The following is a 25205-nucleotide window of genomic DNA, read 5'->3' as shown; positions in this document are numbered from 1 at the left end:
CCCGGCTCGGCAACTCCCCGTCGAGCGCGCCGGTGCCGCCCGGGCCGCCGAGGTGCGCAGGACCGGCCGAACGGGAGGGATGGATGGTTGAATTCCGCCATGAACACGACCGCCACGAGCCGTTCCGCCGCCACCGACATCGACGTGCTGCGGGTCTTCTGCGCGGGCGACGGCCGGTACGGCAACGCCCTCGGCGTCGTCCGCGACGGGCGCGGCCACCCCGACGAGGCCTCGCGGCAGGCGCTCGCCAAGGAGCTCGGGTTCAGCGAGACGGTGTTCGTGGACGACCCGGAGCGGGGCGACGTCGACATCTACACGCCCGGACTCCGCCTCCCCTTCGCCGGCCACCCGCTCGTCGGCGCGGCCTGGCTGCTCGACCTCGAGGTGATCTGCCCGCCGGCCGGTGAGGTCTGGGTACGCGGCGACGGCGAGTTCACCTGGATCGAGGCCCGCGCCGAATGGGCCCCGCCGCGCACCCTGAGGCGTTACGCCTCGGCCGTCGAGGTGGAGGCCCTGAAGGTCCCGGAGCCGGGGGAGTGGATCTACGCCTGGGCCTGGGAGGACGAGGCCGCGGGCCGGGTGCGGGCGAGGGCGTTCCCGGGGCGCGGCGACGGCATCGACGAGGACGAGGCGACGGGCGCGGCGGCGCTGCTGCTCACCGCGCAGCTGGGCCGCGCGCTGAACATCACGCAGGGCCGGGGCTCGCAGCTGCTCACGGCCCCGGGTCCGGGCGGCATCGTGGAACTGGGCGGCAGGGTCCGCCTGGAGCGCACGATCACGCTCTGAGGATCCTCAGAGGAGCAGGGGGCCAGGGAGGAGCAGGGGGCCAGGGAGGATCAGGGGGCGAGGGGAGGATCAGGCGGCGCTGAGCGGGAACTCCCCGGCCAGCTCGCGGAACACCGCTCCGTTGAAGTCGAACGCCCGCTTGCACTCGTCGACGATCCGCTGCTTCTCCAGGTCGTCGGCGTTCACGCGGTCGAGCAGCTCCCGGTACCCCCGCTTGAACGCGGCGGGGTTGGCGATCCCCTCGAAGACGTAGAACCGCACGCCGTCGCCCTTGCGCGTGAAGCCCCAGGTGCGCTCGGCCTTGTCGCGGATGATCTGACCGCCCGACAGGTCGCCCAGATAGCGGGTGTAGTGGTGCGCCACATAGCCGGCAGGCCAGTCGCGGGCGCACTCGGCGACCCGTGCCGCGTACGCCTCGGTGGCGGGAAGCGGGGAGAGACCGGCGCGCCAGCCGGGACCGCGCAGATGGGCGAGGTCCTGCTCCAGGGCGGCGGTGCGGAACAGCTCCGGCTGTATGAAGGGCCCGGCGACGGGGTCGGCCTTCAGGGCCTCCGCGCCCTCCTCCAGGGCGCGGTACACGAACCAGAGCTGCTCCGTGTAGCGCGCGTAGGCGTCCACGGCCAGGCGTCCGCCGAGGAGGTCGCTCATGAACGACGACGACTCCGCTTCCGTGTGCTGCTCGTGCGAGGCGGTGCGGATGAGCGTCGAGAACGGCGTGTCCAAGGGGTGCCTCCGGGACCGTAGGGGGTCGGGAACCACCACGATCCTGCCGAGTTAGGCTTACCTAAGTCAACTGGTTCCCGACGTCCTGTCGGTAAAGAAGCTACCCCTCCACCACGTCAAGGCAACGTGAGGATCTCGGCCCCGGTCTCGGTCACCACGAGGGTGTGCTCGAACTGCGCGGTCCGCTTGCGGTCCTTGGTCACCACGGTCCAGCCGTCGTCCCACATGTCGTACTCGTGCGTGCCGAGCGTCAGCATCGGCTCGATCGTGAAGGTCATGCCGGGCTTGATGACCGTGGTGTGGTGCGGGGAGTCGTAGTGCGGAATGATCAGCCCGGAATGGAAGGACGAGTTGATGCCGTGCCCCGTGAAGTCACGCACGACGCCGTAGCCGAAACGCTTGGCGTACGACTCGATGACCCGGCCGATGATGTTGACCTGGCGGCCCGGCTTGACCGCCTTGATCGCCCGGTTCAGGGACTCCCGGGTCCGCTCGACGAGCAGCCTGGACTCGTCGTCGACGTCGCCGCACAGGTAGGTGGCGTTGTTGTCGCCGTGGACGCCGTTGATGTAGGCGGTCACGTCCAGGTTCACGATGTCGCCGTCCTTCAGGACGGTCGAGTCGGGGATGCCGTGACAGATGACCTCGTTGACCGAGGAGCACAGCGACTTCGGGAAGCCGCGGTAGCCGAGCGTGGAGGGGTAGGCGCCGTGGTCGCACATGTACTCGTGGGCGACCCGGTCGAGCTCGTCCGTGGTGACGCCCGGGGCGATGTGTTTGGCGGCCTCCTCCATCGCCTGCGCGGCGATACGGCCGGCGATCCGCATCCGCTCGATGGTGTCGGCGTCCTGCACCTCGGGCCCGGAGTACGGGGTGGGGGCGGGCTTTCCGACGTATTCGGGGCGGCGGATGGACCCCGGAACGGAACGGTGGGGGGAGAGCTCCCCCGGTACGAGAAGCGACTGGCCAGACATGTCAGCGAGTCTAACGACCGCGTCTGGGGCAGCATGGTGACGGAGGAAGGAGCCGAAGATGGCCCTGTTCAAGCGGCGCACGGTGGGCAAGCCGGGCGAGTGGTACTACTGCCTCAAGCACGGGAAGGTCGAGGAGGGCCCGGAGTGCCCGGCCAAGGACCGCTTCGGCCCCTACGAGACGCGTGAGGAAGCCACCCACGCCATGGAGACGGCCCAGGACCGCAACCTGGAGTGGGACACCGACCCGCGCTGGCACGACCAGGCGGCGAAGGACGGCAGGGACGAGGACACGGACTAGGACCCGTCCGGCCCCTGGGCCTGACCTCCCGTAGGGGATTCGACCGCGCCGAGCCCCTACGGGCCGAGGCCCTACGGGGTCAGGTGCCTGCGGGGTCAGGCGCGCCTGCGGGATCAGGCGCTTGCGACGGCCTCCTGCTCCGCCTCCTGCTGTGCCTTGCGGCGCAGGGCGTCCTCGTCCGTCTCCGCGTCGTACGCGAGCAGCTTCGGCAGGGCGAGGCACAGCAGCCCCACCGAGGCCACACACGCCACACCGCCCGACCAGACCGCGGACCGGGTGCCCGTCCAGCCCGCCATCGTGCCCGCGCGGACCTGGCCGAGCTGCGGGCCCACGCTGTACGAGAGGACCTCGATCCCCGCGAGCCGCCCGCGCAGCTCCTCGGGGATCGTCTGGTTCCAGATCGTCGAGCGCCCGAGCCCGCTCAGCATGTCCCCCGCGCCCGCGAACGCCAGGCACACCAGCACCAGCCAGACGTTCGGGAACCACCCGGCGGCCGCGATCGCGAGCCCCCACCCGGTGGCCCCGGCCACGACCAGGAGGCCGTGGCGCCGCACCCTGGACGTCCACCCACTGGTGAGTCCGAGGACGAGCGAGCCGACCGACCCGGCCGCGTACATCAGGCCCAGCGACCACTCCGCGTCCAGCTCGTCCGCGAGGAACGGGAAGATCGTGTTGGGGAAGGCGAAGAGCATCGCGGCCAGGTCGATCGCGTACGTGCCGAGCAGCACCGGCCGCGACCACGCGTACCGCGCGCCCTCCACGATCCCGCGCAGCGAGGGCTTGTCGGCGTCGTGCGCGGGCGGCGCGGGCGAGAGCCGGCGACACAGCAGCACCGACACGGCGAACCCGCCGGCGGCCACCGCGTAGGCCGGCGCGTGTCCGGCGTACGCCACGACCAGTCCGGCGAGCGAGGGCCCGGCGATGGAGCCCACCTGCCAGCGCAGCGAGTTCAGCGCGGCCGCCGCGGTCTGCTGCTCGTGCGGCACGATCCGGGCCATCAGCGAGTCGAGCGCGGGCCGCTGGAGCCCGGCGAGTGCGGAGACGCCGGCGGCGACGACGTACAGCGGCCAGAGCATGGGCCGCGGCAGCAGCGCGTTGAGCAGCAGGACCAGGGCGAGCAGCCCGAGCCCCGCCTCGGTCGCCACGATCACCCTGCGCCGGTCGACGGCGTCGGCGAGCGCCCCGCCGTAGAGCCCGAACACCACCAGCGGCACGAGCTCGACGGCGCCCATCGCACCCACCGCGAAGGGCGAGTCGGTCAGCTCCTTGATCTGTAGCGGCAGCGCGATCAGTGCCATGAAGCTCGCGAAGAAGGCGACGATCCCCTGCACCCACAGGAGCCGGAAGTCACGGGAGGCGCGCCAGGGCGCGAGATCGGGGAGCAGGCGTTTCACGAGGTGCCATGCTCGGCGGACCGCGTGCCCGGGGCAACCGAATTACGGGCCGCGGGCGCGGCGCCGGCGGTCGCGGCGCGGGCCGACGCGGACCGGCCCCGGTCGGCGCCGGCGCGGGCCGACGCGGACCGGCCCCGGTCGGCGCGTCCCCCCGCCGACGCGGCTCAGGGGCGCGAGCGCTCCCGGACCGGCTTCACCGGCGGCGGCGCGCGGGCGGGTGGTCACCGGTCCGGCCCACCCTCACCACCGCCCCGGCGGCGGGGCCGTCAGGTGGTCGGCGAGGCGGGACAGGCGGTCGCGGAAGCGGAGGCGGCCGCGGGGTGCCGGGGGGAGGCAGTTCTCACCGGCGGCGGCGCTCACCAGGTGCTGGACCGTGTCCAGGTCCACCCCCGCGTCCGCCGCGACGGTCAGCGTCTCGTGGGAGAGGCCGAGGAGTTCCGTGTCGTCGCCGCCGTCCAGGGACAGCACCGTCGCCCCGGCCCGCCGGGCGTCGTGGACCCGTTCGAGCAGGCCCTCGCCGGGACGGGACGGGGCCACCAGAAGGAGCGTCGCGCCCCGCCCGGCCGACTCGATCCGGCCGAGCCCGACGGCCAGGTGCGCCGGGTCGCCCGGCCGGACCCGGTGCCGTACCAGCGTCGGCGCCAGCTCGGGGCGGCCCGACCAGGCCGACTCGTCCACCAGGTGCGCGGCCAGGTGCCACGGCTCGTACTCCTCCGTCCCGACGAGCAGCAGCCCGCCCCCGTGCGACACGACGGAGGAGCGGAGCGAGCCCGCGAAGCGGCGGGCCGCCGCCGGCCACTCCGTACCGGCGAGCACTTCACGCAGCAGCGCGACACGTACGGCGTCCATGGCCCCGCATGCTGCCCCAGGCGTACCCCCGCGCGCGGGCGTTCGACCCGGACTCACCCGTACGGGGACCTCCCGGGCGACCGGCCAGTAATGTCGAGGCCATGACTTCCTCCACCACTGCACCCAAGGACCCCTGGGACCTCCCCGACGTCTCCGGCCTCGTCGTCGGCGTCCTCGGCGGCACCGGCGACCAGGGCCGCGGCCTCGCCTACCGCCTCGCCAAGGCCGGCCAGAAGGTGATCATCGGCTCGCGCGCGGCCGAACGCGCCCGGACCGCCGCCGACGAGCTCGGCCTCGGCGTCGAGGGCGCCGACAACGCCGAGTGCGCCCGGCGCAGCGACATCGTGATCGTCGCCGTGCCGTGGGACGGTCACGCCAAGACGCTGGAGGCGCTCCGCGAGGAGCTGGCCGGCAAGCTGGTCGTCGACTGCGTCAACCCGCTCGGCTTCGACAAGAAGGGCGCCTACGCGCTGAAGCCGGAGGAGGGCTCCGCCGCCGAGCAGGCGGCGGCGCTGCTGCCGGACGCCCGGGTGACCGCGGCCTTCCACCACCTGTCGGCCGTCCTGCTGCAGGACGCGTCCATCGACGAGATCGACACCGACGTCATGGTGCTCGGCGAGGCCCGCGCGGACGTGGAGATCGTCCAGGCCCTGGCCGGCCGCATCCCCGGGATGCGCGGTGTCTTCGCGGGCCGGCTGCGCAACGCCCACCAGGTGGAGTCGCTGGTCGCCAACCTGATCTCGGTGAACCGCCGCTACAAGGCCCACGCGGGCCTGCGCGTCACGGACGTCTGAGCCCGGCCCGGCCCCGCGCAGGGCAGCGGCGGGCATGGGGGACACTGGACGGGCACCATCGCCGTACCCGGACAGGAGCTGACCCCCATGCCCCGCCTCGCCCTCTACGCCCTGGTCGTCTGCGCGCTCGCCGTCGCCGCGGCCGTCGTCTCCTTCGCCCAGGGCAGCTTCATCGGCATCGTCTGGGTGCTGCTGGCCGGCCTCTCCTCGAACATGGCCTGGTACTACATCCGCCGCGCCCGCACCGCCCGCACGACGGAGGGCTAGGGGGGCGAGACGCCCCTGGGGCCTGTCCGGTCCTAGACCAGGCAGATCTCCGGCGCGTCCTCCCAGAACCGGAACAGGTTCGACCCGCAGTAGCGCGACAGCTCGGGCACGCCCAGCGCCCGCATCAGGGCGTCGATCGCGTCGAAGAAGGCCCCGTTGATCGCCGGGACGAAGAGCAGCGCGATCACGACGAAGAAGCCGTACGGCGCGTAGGGCTCGATCTGCCGCTTGACGTGGTACGACAGCCAGGGCTCGACCACCCCGTACCCGTCCAGGCCCGGCACCGGCAGCAGGTTCAGGAGCGCGGCCGTGACCTGGAGGAACGCCAGGAACGCGAGCGCGTACTGGAAGGGGACCGGCACGCCGTCGAGGGCGTCCAGCCAGAAGGGCGCGGTGCAGACGATCGCGAAGAGCACGTTCGCGAGCGGGCCGGCGGCGGAGATCAGGCTGTGCTTCCAGCGGCCGTGCACCCGGCCCCGCTCGATGAAGACCGCGCCGCCCGGCAGACCGATACCGCCCATGATCACGAACAGCACGGGCAGGATGACGCTCAGTACGGCGTGGGTGTAGGCGAGCGGGTTCAGGGTGAGGTAGCCCTTGGCCCCGACGGTGATGTCACCGCCGTGCAGCGCGGTGCGGGCGTGCGCGTACTCGTGGAGACAGAGCGAGACGATCCACGCCGAGGTCACGAAGAGGAAGATCGCGAGGCCCGGTGAGGCCGCGAAGTCACTCCAGACGGCCCAGCCGGTGACGGCCATGACCGCGAGGATCGCCAGGAAGACGGAGCTGATCCTCCGGTCGTCGTGGCGGGTGGTCGCCGTGCTCATGCGGGCTCCTGAAGACGGTGGGCTGATGTGCGGGAAACGTACCGGGCGACGAGCGGGGTTCCTGACCCGGGTCCCCGCTCCGGCTTGCGCCCGGCGGGGTCGCTCCGGTCCGCGCCCGGCGGGGTCGCTCCGGTCCGCGCCCGCCGGGGTCCCTCCGGCCCGCGCCCGCCGGGGTCGCTCCGGCCGTGGTCCGCAGCGTCCGCTCCGGCCATGGTCCGCAGGGCCTGCTCCGGCCGTGGTCCGCAAGGTCCGCTCCGGCCGTGGTCCGCAGGGTCCCCGCTCCCCCTCCGTCGCGCCTCGCGGAGAATGGGGCCGTGCGCTATTCCGTCCTCGGTCCCGCTCGGGCCCACACGTCAGAAGGCATCGCCGTCGCCGTCGGTGGGCCGCGGGTGCGTGCGTTGCTCACCGTGCTCGCGTTGCGGGCCGGCCGGGCGGTGCCCGTGGGGGTGCTGGTCGACGAGGTGTGGGGGGCCGAGCCGCCGGCCGACGCGGTCGCCGCGCTGCAGGCCCTGGTGGGGCGGCTGCGGCGGGCGCTCGGGCACGAGCGGATCCTCTCCACCGAGGGCGGGTACCGGCTTGCCGCCGTACGCGAGGACGTCGACCTGTTCCGCTTCGAGCGGCTGGCCGGCGACGGCGTACGGGAGCTGGACGCGGGCCGGCCCGAGCGCGCCGCGCGGCTCCTCGACGAGGCCCTCGGGCTGTGGAAGGGACCGGCCCTCGCCGACCTCCCCGACCGCGCGGCCGAGGCGGCGCGGTGGGAGACCCGCCGTCTCGACGCCCGCCGGGCCCGTCTGGCCACCGCCCTCGCGCTCGGCGAGGCCGCCGCGGTGCTGCCCGAACTCACCGCCCTCGCCGAGGGCCACCCGCTGGACGAGCCGCTCCAGGCCCTGCACATCCGCGCGCTGCGCGACACCGGCCGCTCGGCGGAGGCCCTCGCCGCGTACGAGACCGTGCGCCGCGGCCTCGCGGAGCGCCTGGGTGCCGACCCCTCGCCCGCGCTCCGGGCCCTGCACGCCGAACTGCTCGCCCTCCCCGAGACCCCGCCCGCCCCCGCTCCCGTCGCCGCGCCCGCGGCCCTCGGCAACCTCCGGGCCCGGCTCACCAGCTTCCTCGGCCGGGACGACGAACTGGACGGCCTGGCCGACGAGTTGCGGTCCGGTCGGCTCGTCACCCTGCTCGGGCCCGGCGGCGTCGGCAAGACCCGCCTCTCCCAGGAGGCCGCCGAACGCGTCGGCGGAGCGTGGCCCGACGGCGTCTGGCTCGTAGAACTCGCCCCCGTCACCGACCCGGAGGCCGTCACCGAGGCCGTACTCGGCGCGGTCGGCGCCCGCGAGACCGTCCTGCGCGGCGCCGGCGCCGAGGAACTGCGCCTGGGCGAGGACCCGACCGGCCGCCTCGTCGAACACTGCGCCGGACGCCGGATGCTGCTCCTGCTCGACAACTGCGAGCACGTGGTGGGCGCGGCGGCGCAGCTGGCGGAGGTGCTGCTCGAGCGTTGTCCGGGGGTGACGGTGCTGGCGACGAGCCGTGAGCCGCTGGGGGTGCCGGGGGAGTCGGTGTGGCCGCTGGGCCCGTTGCCCGCCGGGCCGGCGCTGCGGCTGTTCGGCGAGCGGGGTGCCGCGGTGCGGCCGGGCTTCCGGGTGGAGGAGGACGTGGAGGCGGCGGCGGAGATCGTACGGCGGCTCGACGGCCTGCCGTTGGCGATCGAGCTCGCGGCGGCGCGGCTGCGGATGCTGACGGCGCGGCAGATCGCGGACCGTCTCGACGACCGGTTCCGGCTGCTGACGTCGGGCGCGCGGACGGTGCTGCCGCGGCAGCAGACGCTGCGGGCGGTGGTCGACTGGTCCTGGGACCTGCTCGACGAGCCGGAGCGGGCGGTGCTGCGGCGGCTCTCGGTGTTCACGGGCGGCTGCGACCTGGAAGCGGCGGAGGCGGTCTGCGGGGCGGCGGGCGACGGACCCCACGACCGCATCGACCTGCTCGACGTCCTCGGCTCCCTCGTCGACAAGTCGCTCGTCGTCGCGACTCCTGGGGAGAGCGAGATGCGTTACCGCCTCCTGGAGACCGTCGCCGAGTACGCCGCCGAGCGGCTCGACGAGGCCGGGGACCGGGCGGTCGCCGAGCGGCGGCACCTCGTCCACTACCGGGAGTTCGCCCGCCTCACCGACCCCGAACTCCGCACTGGCCGCCAGGTCCCCGCCATCGCCCGGTTCGGCGTCGAGTACGGCAACCTGCGCACCGCCCTGCGCCGGGCCGTCGCCGCACGCGACGAGCACGAGGCCCTGGTGCTGGTGCACGCGCTGCTCTGGTACTGGCAGATGCGCGACCTGCGTGCCGACGCCCTGCACTGGGCCGAGGCCGTCGCCGCCCTCGGGCCCGACCCGTTCGCGCCGCCCGTCGCCCCCGTCGTGCCGCTGCACGAGCGGGTCACGGCCGCGCCCCCGCCGCTCACCGAGGAGCAGCTGTGGGAGGCCCGGCGGGGGGTGCGGCTGATCGAACTGATCAACATGGACCACGAGACCGGGCGCTGGACCACCCCCGAGGGCGTGGCCCGGCTGCGGCGGATCACCGCCGTCTATCCGCCGGGCCTGCCGCAGACCTGCCGGCTGCCCGGCTCCTTCGCCGTCTTCGGGGTCCTCCTCATCGGCGAACCAGGCCTCATGCAGAAGGCCCTGGACGCCAACGTCGACGCCTGCCGCCGCTACGGCTACGACTGGGAGCTCGGCCAGGCCCTCCAGTTGCGGGCCAATCTGCTCGCCAACCGCGCCGACCTGGCCGAGCGGGCGGCCGCCGACGCCGAGGAGAGCCTGGAGATCTTCGTCCGCCTCGACGACGCATGGGGCGCGGCCGAGGCACTGTCCTCGCGGGCCGAGGCCCGCGAGCGGCGCCTTCGGTTCCACGCCGCGGCCGAGGACTTCGCGGCCGCCATCGGCTACGCCGAGCGCATCGGCGCCCAGTCCCAGATGGCGCTGCTCCGTGCCCGTTACGCCGACATGCTCATCGAGACCGACCGCAAGGAGGAGGCGGAGCGGATCCTGCGCGAGGTCGTGGAGGGCGAGCACGGCCGCGGCCACGAGCCGATGCTGGCCGCCCGGATCTTCCTGGCGATGCTGCTCGGCCGCACCGGACGCACCGCCGAGGCACGGGAGCATCTGCTGCGCCTGCTCGAGGAGTTCCGCTCGGAGACCTTCTCCGTCTTCGAGGGCTTCACGCTCGGCAGCCTGGGCTGGGTGGACAACCTCGACGAGCGGTACGCCTCGGCGTTCGCGCTGTCCCGGCGCGCGTACGAGCGCTCCCTCGGGGCGCTGTCGCTGATGGTCGCCCCGCAGATGCCGGCCATCCACCTGATCTCCGCGGCCTGGGCGCTCGCGGGCCCGGGCGACCGGCCCGCGGCCCGTACCGCCGCGATGCTGCTCGGCGCGTACGAGGTGCTGATGCCGCCCGGCCATCTGCCCTCGCCGGTCGAGCGGGAGAACGTGGCCCGGGCGACCGCTCTCGCGCGGGCCGCCCTCGCCGACGACGCCGAGTTCGAGGCCGCCCACGCCGAAGGCGGCGGCCTCTCCCTGGAGAAGGCCGCCGCCCTGCTCGAACGCGCCGCCGACGCGATCTGAGGCGCGCCGAGTCCGGAGCCCCCCGTCCCCGGGATCTCGTGGGTGAGACCCCTCGGACCGTCCGTCAGGTCTTCTTGCGGAACTTGGAGACCGCGAGCGGCGCCGTCACGACGGTGATGACGACCGCCCAGCCGAGGGTCATCCACACCGAGTGGGCGACCGGGCCGCCGTTGATCAGGTTGCGGGCGGCGTCGGCGAGGTTCGACAGCGGGTTGTAGTCGGTGAAGGTCTCCAGCCAGCCCGGCATCGAGGCCGTCGGGGCGAAGATCGAGGAGCCGAACTGGAGCGGCATCAGGACCAGCATCGCCATGCCCTGCACGGCCTGCGCCGTCTTCAGGGTGAGTCCGAGCAGAATGAAGATCCACATCAGCGAGGCTCCGAAGACCATCGACAGGCCGATCGCCGCGAAGAGGTGCAGCACCGAGGTGTGGATCTGCAGGCCGAGCAGGAAGCCCATGCCGAGCAGGATCGCGGTGGCGACCAGCATCCGGCCGACCTCGACGACGATCTTGGCGATCAGGACGGAGGACCGGGCGATCGGCATCGTCCGGAACCGGTCCATGACCCCCTTCTTGAAGTCGTCGTTGATGCCCACGCCGACGGCCATGGCGATGTTCATGCCCATCATCGCCATCAGGCCGGGCGTCACGTAGTTGACGTAGACCTCGTTGTTGCCCTTGCCGGCGATCGCGCCGCCGAAGACGTACACGAACAGCAGGATGAAGATGACCGGCATCAGGACGGCGTCGAACATCGACTCCGGGTCCTGCTTGATCTGGAGCGCGTTGCGGCGGGCCAGGGCGCCGATGTGGCGGAGGTTGCCGCGCAGGCCGATCCGGCCCTCGGCGGCGGGGGCGGGGCGCGCCGGGCCCGGGCCGGGAGTGCCGACGGGGGACTTGGTGACAGTGGTCGTGCTCATGCGGCGACCTCCTCGCTGATCGCGTCGGAAACGGCGGTCTTCTGGCCGGTGATCGCCAGGAACACCTCGTCCAGGCTGGGCAGATGGGTGCCGATGTGGGCGATGCCGAAGCCGCGCGCACCGAGCAGCGCCACGACGGCGGTGAGCTGCTCGTCCGCGAGGATCGGCACGTACAGCGCGCCCTCGTCGGGGACGACGGTCGCGCCCGCGACGCCGTCGAGGCCGGTCTCGCGCAGGGCGGCGGCCATCGCGGACAGCTGGTCCGGGTCGACCGGGCGGACCTTGAGGGTCCGGCCGCCGACCTTCGCCTTGAGTTCGTCGACCCCGCCCCTGGCGATGACCCGGCCGCGGTCGATGACCGTGAGCTCGTTCGCGAGCTGCTCCGCCTCCTCCATGTACTGGGTGGTGAGCAGCACCGTCACGCCCTCGGCGACCATCCGCTGGACCTCGTCCCAGACCTCGTTGCGGGTGCGCGGGTCGAGGCCGGTGGTCGGCTCGTCCAGGTAGAGCACGGCCGGCTGCCCGATCATCGAGGCGGCCAGGTCGAGCCGGCGCCGCATGCCGCCGGAGTACGTCATGGCCGAGCGCTTGGCGGCGTCGGTGAGCGAGAAGCGCTCCAGCATCTCGTCGGCGCGGCGGCGGGCGTCGGCGCGGGAGAGGTCGAGCAGCCGCCCGATCATGTAGAGGTTCTCCCAGCCGGACAGCTTCTCGTCGACCGAGGCGTACTGGCCGGTGAGGCCGATCGTGCGGCGCAGCTGGCGGGGGTGCTTCACCACGTCGTAGCCGGCGACGAAGGCGGTCCCGGCGTCCGGGACGAGAAGGGTGGACAGGCAGCGGACGAGGGTGGTCTTGCCGGCGCCGTTGGGGCCGAGGACCCCGAGCACGGTGCCCTCGCGGACATCGAGGTCGACCCCGTCGAGGGCCCTGGTCTCGCCGAAGTGCTTCACGAGGCCCCGGACCTCGACGGCGTTGGTGTGTGATCGCGTCATGGCCACCATGGAACAGGCCGCCACCGACAACGCACCGACAGGCGGCCGACAGCCCGCCGACGGGGACCGTCGGCGGGCTGTCGGTGTGTGTCGGTGGCGGCCTGTGTCCGTCGGCGGGGTGCCGCGGACTGACCCGCCGCGGACTAGTGGAAGCTGTGCTCCTCGGCGGGGAACGCCCCGCCGGCCACGTCCTCCGCGAACGCGCGCGCGGCGTCGCCGAGCGTCTCGCGCAGGTTGGCGTACTGCTTGGTGAAGCGCGGCACCTTGCCGCCGGTCAGACCGGCCATGTCGGTCCAGACGAGGACCTGGGCGTCCGTGTCGGGGCCGGCGCCGATGCCGATCGTGGGGATGTGCAGGGAGCGGGTGACCTCGGCGGCCAGCTCGGCCGGGACGAGCTCCAGGACCACGGCGAAGGCGCCCGCGTCCTGCGCCGCCTTGGCGTCGCTGAGCAGCCGGTGGGCGGCCTCGTCGGAGCGGCCCTGCACCCGGTAGCCCATGGTGTTCACGGACTGCGGGGTCAGGCCCAGGTGGGACATGACGGGGATGCCGGCCTGGACGAGCAGCTCGGTCTGCGGGAGGGAGCGCTCGCCGCCCTCCAGCTTGACCGCTCCGACGCCCGCGTCCTTGACCAGCCGGGTGGCGTTGCGCAGGGCCTGGACGGGCCCTTCCTGGTACGAGCCGAAGGGGAGGTCGCCGACGACGAGGGCGCGCTTGGTGCCCCGTACGACCGCGGCGGAGAGCAGCGTCATCTCGTCCATCGTGACGGGCACGGTGGTGTCGTAGCCGAGGTGACAGTTGCCCATCGAGTCGCCGACGAGGACCACCGGGATGCCGGCCTCGTCGAAGACGGACGCGGTCATGGCGTCGTAGGCGGTGAGCATGGGCCACTTCTCGCCGCGGGTCTTGGCGGCGGCGATGTCGTGGACGGTGATGCGGCGGGTGCCCTTCCCTCCGTACAGCGCCTTGCTGCTGTCGGTGGGCGCTTTCTGGGCAGCCTGAAGCGTCATGGTGAACGGCTCCTTTTGTCATCTCGAGGCGCCCTGTGGCGTCCCCGGACCACGTCCATGGTGGCACTTCGCCCGGTGGGCGGGGAAGTGGGGCGCAGTGGCGCTGTTCACACCACGGCAACGTAAAGAATCTCCCAGGATTTCGATACGAGACGGTCCCGTATCGAAATGAGGCTAGAGTGAGGAACATGTCTCAGCCGTCTCCTGAACTCGCCGTGCCCCGTGTCCCCGAGGCCGTGCATCGCCGCCGCTGGGCGATCCTCGGCGTCCTCATGCTCAGCCTGCTGATCGTCGTCCTCGACAACTCGATCCTGAACGTCGCCGTCAAGACGATCTCCAGCCCCGCGCCCACCGGCATCGGCGCCACCCAGAGCGAGCTGGAGTGGGCGATCAACTCCTACACGCTCGTCTTCGCCGGCCTGCTCTTCACCTCAGGGCTGCTCGGCGACCGCCTCGGCCGCAAGAAGGTGCTGCTCTTCGGCATCGTCGTCTTCGGCCTCGGCTCCGCGCTCGCCGCGTTCTCCGGCAGCCCGGGCGAGCTCATCGCCTACCGCGCGGTCATGGGCCTCGGCGCCGCCTTCGTCATGCCCGCCACGCTCGCCGTCCTCATGAACGTCTTCGAGCGCGAGGAGCAGCCCAAGGCGATCGGCATCTGGGCCGGCAGCGTCGGCCTCGCCATCGCGGTCGGCCCGATCACCGGCGGCATCCTCCTGGAGCACTTCTGGTGGGGCTCGATCTTCCTGGTCAACGTGCCGGTCGTGCTCCTCGCCCTGGTCCTCATGACCTGGCTGGTGCCCGACTCGAAGAACCCGCGGCCCGGCCGGATCGACCTGCCCGGCGTGCTGCTCTCCGTGCTCGGCCTCGTCCTGCTCGTGTACGGGATCATCCGCGGCGGCGAGCTGGCGAGCTTCACCGATCCCGAGGTCCTGCTGCCGGGCCTCGCGGGCCTCGCCGTACTCGTCGGCTTCGTCCTGCACGAGAAGCGCAGCGACCACCCGGCCCTCGACGTCTCCTACTTCCGCAAGCCCCCGTTCGCGGCCGCCGTCGCCGCTATCGCGCTCGTCTTCTTCGCCCTCATGGGCGTGACCTTCTTCTCCGCCTTCTACCTGCAGAGCGTGCGCGGCTACAGCGCGCTGGAGTCCGGCCTGCTGATCCTGCCGCTCGCCGTCGCCCAGATGGTGTTCGCACCGAGGGCCCGGCTCGTCGTCGAACGCTTCGGCGCGCGGGCCGTGTGCACGGCGGGCATGCTGCTCATCGCCGCGGGTCTCGCCGCGTTCGCGATCTTCGACGCCGACACGCCGGTATGGCTGATGGAGCTGGTCTTCTTCGTCCAGGGCGCGGGCATGGCGCACATCATGCCGCCGGTCACGGTCACCGTGATGCAGACCCTGCCGCGCGAGAAGGCCGGCTCGGGATCGGCCATCAACAACACCTTCCGGCAGGTCGGCGGCGCGCTCGGGGTGGCCGTGCTCGGCTCCGTCCTGTCCACCACCTACCGCGGCGAGATCGAGGGCCACCTCGGCGCGGTCCCGCCCGCGCTGCGTGACGCGGCGGGCGAGTCCATCGAGGCCACCCTCGCCGTCGCCGACAAGCTCGGCCCGGCCGGCCGCGAGCTGGTGGCCCCCGCGTACGCGGCCTTCCTGGACGCCATGCACGTCACGGCCGTCGCCTCGGCGGGCGTCGCCGTCCTCGGCGCCGTGGTCGTCGCCCTCTTCCTGCCCGGCCGCGCCCCCGAGGCCCCGGAGCAGGCCGCCGTACCGGGCGAGCACGCCGAAGCGGGAGAATCGGTTCCGAGGTAGCCACCAGTGGGAGAGGCGGAACGGACGTGACGCAGAAGAACGGCCGGACGGGTTCGGCAGGGGCGGCCGCGGGACCGGACGGCCCCGGGGCCGCGGCCCCCGAGCCGGCCCCGGCGGCCGCCGCGTCCGCACGTCAGGTCCCGGCCCCGTTCGCCGGCTGCGGCCCGGCGCCCGCACCCGGTGAGGAGGCCGGCACCGCCGTCGTACGGCGCGGACGGCCGCGCAGCGAGGCGGCGGAGCAGGCGATCCTCGAGGCGGCGATCGGGCTCCTGGAGAACGGTGTGCCGCTCGCCGACGTGTCGATCGAGAAGATCGCCCGCACCGCCGGGGTCGGCAAGGCCACCATCTACCGGCGGTGGCCCGGCAAGGAGGAGCTCTTCGTCGACCTGCTGCGCTCCGTCGAGCCCCCGGACCCGGTGCTGCCCGGCACCTCGGTACGGGACGACCTCATCGCGCTCCTGGAGTCGCTGCGCCAGCGCGGGCTGGCCAAGCGGACCTCCGCGCTGCTGCACAACGTCTTCTCGCAGATGCAGCTGTATCCCAAGCTGTGGGCCGCCTACCACCACACCGTCATCGAGCCGCGCCGCCGCACCGGCCTTGACGCCATCCGGCGCGGGATGGAGCGGGGCGAGCTGCGCGCCGATCTCGACGTCGAGCTGGTCAACGACCTGTTCGTCGGCCCCCTCCTCCTGCGCACGGTCATCCGCCCCGGCGCCACCCTGGAACCCGGCCTTCCCGGGCAGATCGTCGACGCCGTCCTGGCGGGCCTGCGCCCGCCGGAATGACGGACCGGGCGCCCCGGACGAAATGTGCGCGTTCTGTCACAGCCGGACGCCCCGCGCCACCTGCAGGAACCCGCCACGCGGCTCTGTCGTCCCACGAGGAGTACGACCGACCCGTCCATCGCCTAGTGTCGAGACCGGGTCGCACAGCAAGGCAGTGAGGACGGCAATGATGGCGCGGGTGGACATGACGGAGACCGAGAACGGCGGCGAGCCGCACGACGAGGGATCCGGCTCCCGCCCCGCCTCCCGGCCCGGCTCCCCGACCGGCTCGGGACCCGGCTTCGGGCCCGGCCACGGAACCGGCTCCGGACCCCGCTCCGGCTTCGCCGCCCGGCTCGCCCGGCTGCGCGGCGACCGCGGCATCTGGCGGCGCGGCATCCTCCTCGCCCTGTGCGCCGTGCTGCTCACGTTCCTGATGGTGTTTCACGCCGAGATCCCCAACCGGATCGGCAACCTCGGCAGCCTGACGGAGACCTTCCTGCCCTGGCTCGGCCTGTTCGTGCCGCTGCTGTTCCTGCTCGCCCTGCTGCGCCGCTCCGTGACCGCGCTGATCGCCCTGCTGCTGCCGGCCGTGGTGTGGCTCAACCTCTTCGGCGGCCTGATCACCGACAAGTCGGCCGCCGGCGGCGACCTGACCCTCGTGTCGCACAACGTGAACGCCGACAATCCCGACCCCGAGGGCACGGCACGTCAGATCGCCGCGTCCGGCGCGGACGTGGTCGCCCTCGAGGAACTCAAGGGCGACATGGTCCCGGTGTACGAGGAGGGCCTGGCCGGCACGTACAGGTACCACTCCGTGCAGGGGACCGTCGGCCTGTGGTCCAAGTACCCGCTGCGCGACCCGCAGTCGGTGGACATCCGCCTGGGCTGGACCCGCGCCATGCGCGCCACCGTCGCCGCCCCGGCGGGCGAGGTGGCGGTGTACGTGGCCCACCTCCCGTCCGTACGGGTCAAGCTGAACGCGGGCTTCACCGCCAACCAGCGCGACGACAGCGCCAACGCCCTGGGCGAGGCCATCTCCCACGACCCGCACCAGCGGATCGTCCTGCTCGGCGACCTCAACGGCACGATGAACGACCGCGCCCTCAACGCGGTCACCTCGCAGCTGCGCTCCACCCAGGGCGCGGCGGGCGACGGCTTCGGCTTCAGCTGGCCGGCGTCGTTCCCGATGGCCCGCATCGACCAGATCATGGTGAAGGGCGTCGAGCCGATGTCGTCGTGGACGCTCCCGGAGACGAGGAGCGACCACCTTCCGGTGGCCGCCCGCGTCCAGCTCTAGTCAGGAGCGCGTCTCCCGCCAGCGGTTCGTGATGGGCAGCCGGCGGTCCTTGCCGAAGCCCTTCGCGGAGATCTTGGTGCCCGGCGGGTACTGGCGCCGCTTGTACTCCGCCGCGTCCACCATGCGCAGGGTGCGGGTCACCAGCTCCTCGTCGAAACCGGCGGCCACGATCTCGTCCCTGCCGCGGTCGCGGTCGACGTAGAGCGCGAGGACGCGGTCCAGGACGTCGTAGTCCGGGAGCGAGTCCGTGTCGACCTGGCCGGGGCGGAGTTCGGCGCTCGGGGGCTTGGTGAGCGAGTTCTCCGGGATGGGCGGGGTCTGGCCGCGGTCCTCGGCGGCGCGGTTGCGCCAGCGGGCGAGGCGGAAGACGTCCGACTTGTAGACGTCCTTGATGGGGCCGTACGCGCCGACCGAGTCGCCGTACAGGGTCGAGTAGCCCACCGCCAGCTCGGACTTGTTGCCCGGGGCGAGGACGATGTGGCCCTCCTGGTTGGACAGGGCCATCAGCAGGGTGCCGCGCAGCCGGGACTGGAGGTTCTCCTCGGCGAGCCCGGTCAGACCGACGGCGCCCATGTAGGCGTCGAACATCGGCTCGATGGAGACGGTGCGGAAGTTCAGGCCGGTGCGGCGGGCCAGTTCGGCGGCGTCGCCGCGCGAGTGGTCCGAGGAGTACTTCGAGGGCATCGACACGCCGTACACGTTCCGCGCGCCGACCGCGTCGCAGGCGATGGCGGCGACGAGGGCGGAGTCGATGCCGCCGGACAGGCCGATCAGGACCGACCGGAAGCCGTTCTTGGCGGCGTACGCCCGCAGGCCCACCACAAGCGCCGAGTACACCTCCTCGTCGTCGTCGAGCCGCTGCGCGTATCCACCCGTCACCTCCGGCTCGTACGCGGGCAGCGGCTCCTCGGACAGCACCACCCGGTCGATCCGCAGCCCGTCGTCGACGATCCCCCCGGGCGCGTCCGCGAGGGCCGCCGGCAGGTCGAGATCGAGGACGACACTGCCCTCGGCGAACTGCGGGGCGCGCGCGATCACTTCGCCGGACGCGTCGACGACGATCGAGTCGCCGTCGAAGACCAGCTCGTCCTGACCGCCGGTCGAGGCGAGGTACGCGGTGGTGCAGCCGGCCTCCTGGGCCCGCTTGCGGACCAGTTCGAGCCGCGTGTCGTCCTTGTTCCGCTCGTACGGCGAGGCGTTGACGGACAGCAGCAGCCCGGCCTTGGCGCTGCGCGCCGCCGGGACCCTGCCGCCCTCCTGCCACAGGTCCTCGCAGATGGCGAGGGCCACGTCGACGCCGTGGACGCGGATCACGGGCAGCGTGTCGCCCTGCACGAAGTAGCGGTACTCGTCGAAGACGCCGTAGTTGGGCAGGTGGTGCTTGGCGAAGCGCAGCACCACCTCGCCGCGGTACAGCACCGCGGCCGCGTTCTCCGGCGACCCTGCGGGCCGGCCGAGCCGGGGCTCGGCCCGCTCGGACCGGTCGAGGTAGCCCACGACCACGGGCAGCTCCCCGAAGCCCTCGTCCGCGAGCCGCCGCCCGAGCGCCCGCAGGGCCTCCCGGGAGGCCTCCACGAACGAGGGGCGCAGCGCGAGGTCCTCCACGGGATAGCCGGTCAGCACCATCTCCGGGAAGGCGACGAGATGCGCGCCCTGCTCGGCGGCGTGCCGCGTCCACTGGACGACGGCCTCGGCGTTCCCGGCGAGATCGCCGACGGTCGAGTCGATCTGGTTAAGGGCGAGGCGTAGTTGAGGCACGCCCCCCAGTCTAATCGTCAATTCGACGCGATGTCCTGGAGAACGCCCGCGGAGCCCCATGGCTTCCTACCGGGAACCCCCGGCCGCGCCCCGGCGTTCGACCCACTGTGTCCAGGAATGCCACGCGTGCCACCGCCGTCCGGCTCGCGTCCGTCCTGCTCGGGCTCGGGGCGCTCGCGTACACCGCCTGGGTGCTCGAGGTCGTCGTCCGTACCGGGCTCGACCCGGTCCGTACGTACGTCTCCGAGCTCGCCGCCGCCGACCAGCCGCTCGGCGGCCTGTTCCGCGCGACGGACCTGACGGCCGGCCTGCTCGTCCTCCTGGGCGCGCTCGCGGGCCTCGCGGCGACCGGCCGGCGCCTTGCCGGAGCCGGCCACGTGCCCGGTGGACCGGCCGGCGGTGCCGGGACCTCCTGGGCCCGCCGGGAGACCGCCCCGCGCCGCCCCTGGCTGCTCCTCGGCTGGCTCGCCCTCGCGCTGTTCGGGGCCGCCACCGTCGCCGACTCGCGCCTCCCGCTCAGCTGCACGCCCACCGCCGACCCCGAGTGCGCCGCGCGGGAGACCGCCGGACTCGTGCCCGCCACCCACACCGCGCACGCCGTGAGCTCCACCCTCGCCATGGCCGGCGCGCTCATCGCGATGGTCGCCCTGACCGTGGCCGCCCGCCGCTACGGGATCTGGGCGCCCCTGGCCCGTACCGGACCGGCCCTCGTCGTCCTGGAGTTCGCCGCCACCGCCTGGACCCTGGCCGCCGTGGCCGCCTTCGAGGCCGGCAGAGGCACCTGGTCACTCGGCGCGGGCCAGCGCCTCCAGGTGCTGCTCGTGGCGGTCTGGCTGGCCGTCCTCGCCTGCTCGGTGGCCGGCGGGCGGGGTGGGGAGCGGAGCGGGGAGCGGGGAGGGGAGCGGTCGTGACCTTCGTACGCCTCGGGGGAGTGGCCCACCACGTCCGCGTCGACGGCTCCGGGCCCGTCTGCGTGCTGGCCGCGGGGCTCGGCATGAGCTGGTTCGACTGGGACCGGGTCGTCCCGCTGCTCGCCCCGCACCGCACCGTCGTCCGCTTCGACCGCCCCGGACACGGGCTGTCCGAGGCCCCCGCCGCACCGCCCACCGCCGCCGGCGAGGCGGACCGGATCGCCGGCCTCCTCGACGCCCTGCGCCTGCCCGGCCCCGCCACCGTCGTCGGGCACTCCATCGCCGGCTTCCACGCGGAGGCCTTCGCGCGCCGCCACCCCGGCCGCACCGCCGCCCTCGTGCTCCTCGACTCCTCCGTGGAGGAGCACCCCCGCGCCTCCCGCACCGCCCCGGTGCTCGCCCGCGCCCTGGGCGCTCTCCTGTGCGCCGCCGGGGTGCCGGCCGCGCTGGGACCGGCGGCCCGCCGCCTCGCCGTACGCGACGACCCGGCGCCGCCCGGCCTCGTCCGCCGCGTCTACCGCAGCTCACGCGTGCTGCGCGGCACCCTCGACGAGAACGCCCGGTACGCCGCCGTCGCCGCCGAGCTCCTCGCCCTGCGCGAGCGCGCGCCCCTGCCGCCAGGGCTGCCCGTCACCGTGCTCGCCGCCCCCGACGGCTCCGCCCGCTGGGAGCGCCGCCAGCGCGCGCTGGCCCGGCGGCTCGGCGCCCGCTACGAGGCGGCCGAGCCGTCGGGCCATCTGGTCATGCTGGACCGCCCGGACCTGGTGGCCGGGGCCGTACTGAGGGTGGGTCAGGAGGCCGCGTAGACGCTCTCGCAGAACGCCTTCAGCTGCTCGTCGGTCAGGTGCTGGGCCAGATCCGCCTCGCTGATCATGCCGACGAGGCGCTTGTCCTCCACGACCGGCAGCCGCCGGATCTGGTGACTCTGCATCTCCTCCAACACCGCGCCGACGTCCGCACCGGACTCGATCCAGCGCGGGGTGCCCTGGGCCATCTCGCTGCAGGTGATCTTCGCGGGGTCGTGGCCCATGGCCACACAGCCGATGACGATGTCGCGGTCCGTGATGATGCCGCAGAGCCGTTCGTTCTCGTCGGCGATGGGCAGCGCGCCCACGTTGAGGTCGCGCATCAGCTGGGCGGCGCGGTCGAGCGTCTCGTGTGCCGGGATCCACCGGGCTCCCGGATGCATGATGTCCTTCGCCGTGGTCATGGGATGCGTACCTTTCGTAGAACCTCGTACGGGTGTACGTCCCCGAGCTCCCTCATTGTCCGTTCACGACGCGGCCCCCGCGACCGCAGGGGTCACGGGGGCCGGCACACGGGGGCGCGTCACGCGCCGTGCTGCCCGAGCATGTCCGCCATCAGCTTGATCTCGGACTGCTGGGCGTCGACCATGCCCTGTGCGAGATCGCGCTCGACGCCGGGCACGCACCGCTCCACACAGCCCTGGGCCATGTGGATGCCGCCCTTGTGGTGCTCGGTCATGAGCTGCAGGTAGAGCACCTCGGCCGCCCGGCCGGAGGCCTTGCGCAGCCGGTCGAGCTCGGCCCGGGTCGCCATGCCCGGCATCAGCTCGCCGTCCTCACCGCCCATCTCCATGCCCATGCCCATCCAGGTCATCGGCGCCACCCCGGACTGCACCTTCGGCAGCCCCCACATGTCCAGCCAGCCCAGCATCATGCCGCGCTGGTTGGCCTGGGTGTTGGCGATGTCGTACGCGAGGCGGCGCACCTCTTCGTCGTCGGTGCGGTCGCGGACGATGAAGGACATCTCGACGGCCTGCTGGTGGTGGACGGCCATGTCACGGGCGAAGCCCGCGTCCGCCGACTCCGCGGTGGGCGTCTTCGGGGCCTCGTCGCGGTCCGCCGAGGCGACGGTGACCGCGCCCCCGGCGAACAGCAGCGCGAGGACCACCGCGGTGACCGACGCCCACTGCGTACGGTTCAGCTTCACTGGCCGACACCGCCGGTGCAGGCGGCGCCCGGCTCGGGCGTCTGCGGGCCGTTCACGTACTTGGTGAAGAAGGCGTCCACCCGCGGGTCGCTCGCGCCGTCCACGGTCACCTGCTTGCCCCAGGCGCTCAGCATGATCGCGCCGGACTGGCCGTCGACCGGGCTCATCAGCGAGTACGGGGTCTTCTTGACCTTCGCGCTCAGCTTCTCGACGTCCGCCGGGGCGGCCTTCTTGTTGTACGTCACCCAGACGGCGCCGTGCTCGAGCGCGTGCACGGCGTTGGTGTCGTCGACCGGCTTGTCGTAGACGTCGCCGTTGCAGTTCTGCCAGACCGGGTTGTGGTCGCCGCCGACCGGCGGGGTCATCTCGTACTTCACCGGCGTGGTGACGTGGTTGCGGGTCAGCTTCTTGGCGTCCCAGGACTTCTCGTCCTTGATGGGGGCCTTGGCGGCGGCCTCCTGCTGCTCCTTCTTGTCGTTCTCCTTGGTCAGCACCCAGCCGCCGAAGCCGACGAGGCTGAGCACGACGACGGCGGACACGCCGATCGTCAGGATCCGGTTGCGGCGCTCACGGGACTGCTCGGCGCGGCGCATCTCCTCTATTCGGGCGCGGCGGTCGGCGGTGGTGGAGCGGTTCGCGGCCATGGTGGTGTCGTCCTTCTGGAAGTAAGTAAAGGGGTGCGAACGAAACGAACGTGACGGAGAGGCCCGGCCGCTTACGTCCGCAGGACTTGAAGGACGTGGAGGTCCGGCGCGCGCGGCTGTGCGCCGGGGCCGGGCGCCCGGCCGGAGTGGTGCGGCGTGCCGAGGCGCGGGAGACGGCCCTCCGCGTGCAGCGGCGGGTCGAGCGGCGGTGCGCTGAGCACCGCGGGGGAGAGGGCGGGGAAGAGCGAGCAGCCGCCGTGGTCGTACGGGCAGACGTACTCCTCGACGACCGAGGTGTGGTGCCGCAGCGCCTGCTCGTGTGCCGGGCCCCGGCCGACGCCGGCCGGGCCCTGCGCGCCGGGCGGGTCGCCCACTCCCAGACAGAGGAACAGCGCGCCGAGGAGCGTCGCCACGGCACTCACCAGTGCCAGGGGACGCGCGTGTCGCGGCGGGCCGATGAGCCGGGAGGCTCCCATGGGCGCCGATCGTAGTGGCAGAAGGGGCGCCGTGGGCCGGACGGGGTACCACTGGGTACGGGGAAGGTGCCGCGTCGACGCCGCTTTTCGGCCGCTCCCCCGTTACCTGTGTCACAGCGGAGCAGGCAGTATGGGTACGCAACGTGCACGAAACCATGTGGTGGGATGCTCAGGTGCCCCCCGATGTGCCCGAGGCGGTGGGAGCAGGCGGCCTGACCAGCGAGGATGGGTGTGGAAATGGACAAGCAGCAGGAGTTTGTACTCCGTACGCTCGAGGAGCGGGACATCCGCTTCGTGCGTCTGTGGTTCACCGACGTTTTGGGCTTCCTGAAGTCGGTCGCCGTGGCACCCGCCGAGCTTGAACAGGCCTTCGACGAAGGCATCGGCTTCGACGGCTCGGCGATCGAGGGCTTCGCCCGCGTATACGAGTCGGACATGATCGCCAAGCCGGACCCCGGCACCTTCCAGATCCTGCCCTGGCGTGCGGAGGCCCCGGGCACGGCCCGGATGTTCTGCGACATCCTCATGCCGGACGGCTCGCCGTCCTTCGCGGACCCGCGCTATGTCCTGAAGCGCGCCCTTGCCAAGACCTCGGACCTGGGCTTCACCTTCTACACCCACCCCGAGATCGAGTTCTTCCTCCTGAAGGACAAGCCGCTCGACGGCAGCCGGCCGACCCCGGCCGACAATTCGGGCTACTTCGACCACACCCCGCAGAACGTGGGCATGGACTTCCGGCGCCAGGCCATCACGATGCTGGAGTCGATGGGCATCTCGGTGGAGTTCTCCCACCACGAGGGCGCGCCCGGCCAGCAGGAGATCGACCTGCGCTACGCGGACGCCCTCTCGACCGCCGACAACATCATGACCTTCCGCCTGGTCATGAAGCAGGTCGCGCTGGAGCAGGGGGTGCAGGCGACGTTCATGCCGAAGCCGTTCTCCGACTACCCCGGCTCGGGCATGCACACCCACCTCTCCCTCTTCGAGGGCGACCGCAACGCGTTCTACGAGTCGGGCTCCGAGTACCAGCTCTCCAAGGTGGGACGCTCCTTCATCGCGGGCCTGCTCAAGCACGCGGGCGAGATCTCGGCCGTCACCAACCAGTGGGTCAACTCCTACAAGCGCATCTGGGGCGGCTCGGGCCGCACCGCCGGCTCGGGCGGCGAGGCCCCCGCGTACATCTGCTGGGGCCACAACAACCGCTCGGCCCTGATCCGCGTCCCCATGTACAAGCCGGGCAAGATGGGCTCCTCCCGCGTCGAGGTCCGCTCCATCGACTCGGGCGCCAACCCGTACCTGACCTACGCCGTCCTGCTCGCCGCGGGCCTGAAGGGCATCGAGGAGGGTTACGAACTCCCGGCCGGCGCCGACGACGACGTCTGGGCCCTCAGCGACGCCGAACGCCGCGCCATGGGCATCGAGCCCCTCCCGCAGAACCTGGGCGAGGCCATCGCCCTGATGGAGCGCAGCGAACTGGTCGCGGAGACCCTGGGCGAGCACGTCTTCGACTTCTTCCTGCGCAACAAGAAGCAGGAGTGGGAGGAGTACCGCTCCGAGGTCACGGCCTTCGAGCTGCGCAAGAACCTGCCGGTGCTGTAGGCGCGGGTAAGACGGCTTTCCGGGGGGCCGGAACCACACTCGGGGCCGGCGGCACTCGGCCGCCGGCCCCGAAGTGGGAGGGGCGGGCTGAGAGGCCTGCTGGTGAGGCTCGGCCCGCCGGCCGGGCGGACTCAGCGTTCCGACAGCTCCGACGGGGCCTCCTGGACCACCCAGCCGTTGCCGTCCGGGTCGGTGAAGGACAGGAAGGAGTTCCAGGTGTCGCCCTTGCCGTCCTCCCAGCCCGTCGCGCCCACGTGGCGGATCGGGGAGGCGTCCACGCCGCGGGTGACGAGCTCCGTGCGGGCGGCCTCGATGTCGGTGACGCAGATCTGGAGGCCGTGGAGGGTGCCCGGGGCCATGTTCCGGGTGCCGGGGAAGGACGGCATGCCCTGGAGGAGGGCGATGGAGCAGCGCGAGCCCGGCGGGGTGAGCTGGATGATGCGCATGCCGGGGGCGACCTCCTGGTCCAGGTCGACCTTGAAGCCGCACTTCTCCCCGTAGAACTCCTTGGCCCGGTCCAGGTCGGTGACGGGGACGGGGACCACTTCCAGCGTCCAGTTCAC

At 72.8% G+C, this 25205-nt stretch carries 25 protein-coding genes; 11 read left to right on the top strand and 14 right to left on the bottom strand.

The features are described from left to right. Nucleotides 1–99: 99 nt before the first annotated feature. Complete coding sequence (locus ACIGEZ_RS02465) at nucleotides 100–786, top strand: PhzF family phenazine biosynthesis protein (RefSeq protein ID WP_399824834.1); 687 nt, start codon at nucleotides 100–102, stop codon at nucleotides 784–786. 69 nt (nucleotides 787–855) lie between these two features. On the opposite strand, the gene ACIGEZ_RS02460 is transcribed toward ACIGEZ_RS02465, so the two are convergent. Both ACIGEZ_RS02460 and map read right to left on the bottom strand, forming a co-directional pair. Continuing rightward, nucleotides 856–1509, bottom strand: a complete 654-nt coding sequence (locus ACIGEZ_RS02460; RefSeq protein ID WP_399824832.1) for a heme oxygenase (biliverdin-producing) — start codon at nucleotides 1507–1509, stop codon at nucleotides 856–858. Between the two features lie 116 nt (nucleotides 1510–1625). Beyond that, nucleotides 1626–2483 carry a type I methionyl aminopeptidase gene (gene map, locus ACIGEZ_RS02455; RefSeq protein ID WP_399824831.1) on the bottom strand — a complete coding sequence of 286 codons (858 nt, stop codon included), beginning with the start codon at nucleotides 2481–2483 and terminating at the stop codon, nucleotides 1626–1628. A 58-nt stretch (nucleotides 2484–2541) separates the two neighbouring features. Between map and ACIGEZ_RS02450 the strand changes: the two genes are divergently transcribed. Continuing rightward, nucleotides 2542–2781 (top strand): hypothetical protein, encoded by a 240-nt coding sequence (locus ACIGEZ_RS02450; RefSeq protein ID WP_399824829.1) that lies wholly within the window; start codon nucleotides 2542–2544, stop codon nucleotides 2779–2781. Nucleotides 2782–2894: 113 nt separating this feature from the next. Here ACIGEZ_RS02450 and ACIGEZ_RS02445 read toward each other — a convergent pair whose 3' ends face one another. Next, nucleotides 2895–4175 carry an MFS transporter gene (locus ACIGEZ_RS02445; RefSeq protein ID WP_399824827.1) on the bottom strand — a complete coding sequence of 427 codons (1281 nt, stop codon included), beginning with the start codon at nucleotides 4173–4175 and terminating at the stop codon, nucleotides 2895–2897. Between the two features lie 240 nt (nucleotides 4176–4415). Beyond that, nucleotides 4416–5024, bottom strand: a complete 609-nt coding sequence (locus tag ACIGEZ_RS02440) for a hypothetical protein (protein ID WP_399824825.1) — start codon at nucleotides 5022–5024, stop codon at nucleotides 4416–4418. 101 nt (nucleotides 5025–5125) lie between these two features. Here ACIGEZ_RS02440 and npdG point away from each other — a divergent pair, with 101 nt between their 5' ends. Then, nucleotides 5126–5818 carry an NADPH-dependent F420 reductase gene (gene npdG / locus ACIGEZ_RS02435; RefSeq protein ID WP_399824823.1) on the top strand — a complete coding sequence of 231 codons (693 nt, stop codon included), beginning with the start codon at nucleotides 5126–5128 and terminating at the stop codon, nucleotides 5816–5818. An 87-nt stretch (nucleotides 5819–5905) separates the two neighbouring features. Beyond that, entirely contained in the window at nucleotides 5906–6085 is a 180-nt protein-coding gene (locus tag ACIGEZ_RS02430) for a hypothetical protein (RefSeq protein ID WP_399824822.1), read from the top strand. A 32-nt stretch (nucleotides 6086–6117) separates the two neighbouring features. Here the strand turns inward: ACIGEZ_RS02430 and ACIGEZ_RS02425 are convergent, their stop codons facing one another. Continuing rightward, nucleotides 6118–6912, bottom strand: a complete 795-nt coding sequence (locus tag ACIGEZ_RS02425) for a site-2 protease family protein (protein WP_399824820.1) — start codon at nucleotides 6910–6912, stop codon at nucleotides 6118–6120. A 314-nt stretch (nucleotides 6913–7226) separates the two neighbouring features. Between ACIGEZ_RS02425 and ACIGEZ_RS02420 the strand changes: the two genes are divergently transcribed. Continuing rightward, nucleotides 7227–10523, top strand: a complete 3297-nt coding sequence (locus ACIGEZ_RS02420; protein WP_399824818.1) for a BTAD domain-containing putative transcriptional regulator — start codon at nucleotides 7227–7229, stop codon at nucleotides 10521–10523. 64 nt (nucleotides 10524–10587) lie between these two features. Here the strand turns inward: ACIGEZ_RS02420 and ACIGEZ_RS02415 are convergent, their stop codons facing one another. From ACIGEZ_RS02415 to panB, 3 genes are all read right to left on the bottom strand, one after another. Then, nucleotides 10588–11442, bottom strand: coding sequence for an ABC transporter permease (locus ACIGEZ_RS02415; protein WP_399824816.1), 855 nt, complete (start codon nucleotides 11440–11442; stop codon nucleotides 10588–10590). Further along, nucleotides 11439–12440 (bottom strand): ATP-binding cassette domain-containing protein, encoded by a 1002-nt coding sequence (locus ACIGEZ_RS02410; RefSeq protein WP_399824815.1) that lies wholly within the window; start codon nucleotides 12438–12440, stop codon nucleotides 11439–11441. The genes ACIGEZ_RS02415 and ACIGEZ_RS02410 overlap by 4 nt, the downstream gene beginning before the upstream one ends. A 134-nt stretch (nucleotides 12441–12574) precedes the next feature. Then, nucleotides 12575–13438 carry a 3-methyl-2-oxobutanoate hydroxymethyltransferase gene (panB, locus tag ACIGEZ_RS02405; protein WP_399824813.1) on the bottom strand — a complete coding sequence of 288 codons (864 nt, stop codon included), beginning with the start codon at nucleotides 13436–13438 and terminating at the stop codon, nucleotides 12575–12577. 188 nt (nucleotides 13439–13626) lie between these two features. On the opposite strand from panB, the gene ACIGEZ_RS02400 reads away from it, so the two are divergent. The 3 genes from ACIGEZ_RS02400 to ACIGEZ_RS02390 all read left to right on the top strand — a co-directional run bounded on the left by ACIGEZ_RS02400 (nucleotide 13627) and on the right by ACIGEZ_RS02390 (nucleotide 17301). Continuing rightward, complete coding sequence (locus ACIGEZ_RS02400) at nucleotides 13627–15237, top strand: MFS transporter (RefSeq protein ID WP_399824812.1); 1611 nt, start codon at nucleotides 13627–13629, stop codon at nucleotides 15235–15237. A 26-nt stretch (nucleotides 15238–15263) separates the two neighbouring features. Next, on the top strand, nucleotides 15264–16022 hold the full coding sequence (locus ACIGEZ_RS02395; protein ID WP_399824810.1) for a TetR/AcrR family transcriptional regulator: 759 nt from the start codon (nucleotides 15264–15266) through the stop codon (nucleotides 16020–16022). Between the two features lie 184 nt (nucleotides 16023–16206). After that, the gene (locus tag ACIGEZ_RS02390; RefSeq protein ID WP_399824809.1) at nucleotides 16207–17301 is read left to right on the top strand and encodes an endonuclease/exonuclease/phosphatase family protein; all 1095 of its coding nucleotides are present in this window, start codon (nucleotides 16207–16209) and stop codon (nucleotides 17299–17301) included. Here ACIGEZ_RS02390 and ACIGEZ_RS02385 read toward each other — a convergent pair whose 3' ends face one another. Beyond that, nucleotides 17302–19059, bottom strand: a complete 1758-nt coding sequence (locus tag ACIGEZ_RS02385; RefSeq protein WP_399824807.1) for an NAD+ synthase — start codon at nucleotides 19057–19059, stop codon at nucleotides 17302–17304. Between the two features lie 107 nt (nucleotides 19060–19166). Here ACIGEZ_RS02385 and ACIGEZ_RS02380 point away from each other — a divergent pair, with 107 nt between their 5' ends. Both ACIGEZ_RS02380 and ACIGEZ_RS02375 read left to right on the top strand, forming a co-directional pair. After that, complete coding sequence (locus tag ACIGEZ_RS02380; RefSeq protein ID WP_399824805.1) at nucleotides 19167–19970, top strand: DUF998 domain-containing protein; 804 nt, start codon at nucleotides 19167–19169, stop codon at nucleotides 19968–19970. After that, nucleotides 19967–20776 carry an alpha/beta fold hydrolase gene (locus tag ACIGEZ_RS02375; RefSeq protein ID WP_399824803.1) on the top strand — a complete coding sequence of 270 codons (810 nt, stop codon included), beginning with the start codon at nucleotides 19967–19969 and terminating at the stop codon, nucleotides 20774–20776. Before ACIGEZ_RS02380 ends, ACIGEZ_RS02375 begins: the two co-directional genes overlap by 4 nt. Here ACIGEZ_RS02375 and ACIGEZ_RS02370 read toward each other — a convergent pair. The 4 genes from ACIGEZ_RS02370 to ACIGEZ_RS02355 all read right to left on the bottom strand — a co-directional run bounded on the left by ACIGEZ_RS02370 (nucleotide 20761) and on the right by ACIGEZ_RS02355 (nucleotide 23043). Then, nucleotides 20761–21180: a CBS domain-containing protein gene (locus tag ACIGEZ_RS02370; protein ID WP_399824801.1), complete on the bottom strand. Its 420-nt coding sequence runs from the start codon at nucleotides 21178–21180 to the stop codon at nucleotides 20761–20763. The genes ACIGEZ_RS02375 and ACIGEZ_RS02370 overlap by 16 nt on opposite strands. A 119-nt stretch (nucleotides 21181–21299) precedes the next feature. Further along, entirely contained in the window at nucleotides 21300–21923 is a 624-nt protein-coding gene (locus ACIGEZ_RS02365) for a DUF305 domain-containing protein (protein WP_399824799.1), read from the bottom strand. After that, nucleotides 21920–22567, bottom strand: coding sequence for a DUF3105 domain-containing protein (locus tag ACIGEZ_RS02360; protein ID WP_399824798.1), 648 nt, complete (start codon nucleotides 22565–22567; stop codon nucleotides 21920–21922). The genes ACIGEZ_RS02365 and ACIGEZ_RS02360 overlap by 4 nt, the downstream gene beginning before the upstream one ends. A gap of 71 nt (nucleotides 22568–22638) precedes the next feature. Further along, the gene (locus tag ACIGEZ_RS02355; protein ID WP_399824796.1) at nucleotides 22639–23043 is read right to left on the bottom strand and encodes a hypothetical protein; all 405 of its coding nucleotides are present in this window, start codon (nucleotides 23041–23043) and stop codon (nucleotides 22639–22641) included. Between the two features lie 237 nt (nucleotides 23044–23280). Between ACIGEZ_RS02355 and ACIGEZ_RS02350 the strand changes: the two genes are divergently transcribed. Next, nucleotides 23281–24642, top strand: coding sequence for a glutamine synthetase family protein (locus ACIGEZ_RS02350; RefSeq protein WP_329420080.1), 1362 nt, complete (start codon nucleotides 23281–23283; stop codon nucleotides 24640–24642). Nucleotides 24643–24773: 131 nt separating this feature from the next. On the opposite strand, the gene ACIGEZ_RS02345 is transcribed toward ACIGEZ_RS02350, so the two are convergent. Beyond that, nucleotides 24774–25205 carry a VOC family protein gene (locus tag ACIGEZ_RS02345; RefSeq protein ID WP_399824794.1) on the bottom strand — a complete coding sequence of 144 codons (432 nt, stop codon included), beginning with the start codon at nucleotides 25203–25205 and terminating at the stop codon, nucleotides 24774–24776.

Source organism: Streptomyces sp. NPDC085481 (assembly GCF_044541845.1).
Lineage (GTDB): Bacteria > Actinomycetota > Actinomycetes > Streptomycetales > Streptomycetaceae > Streptomyces.
This window is presented reverse-complemented; position numbering and strand designations above follow the sequence as displayed.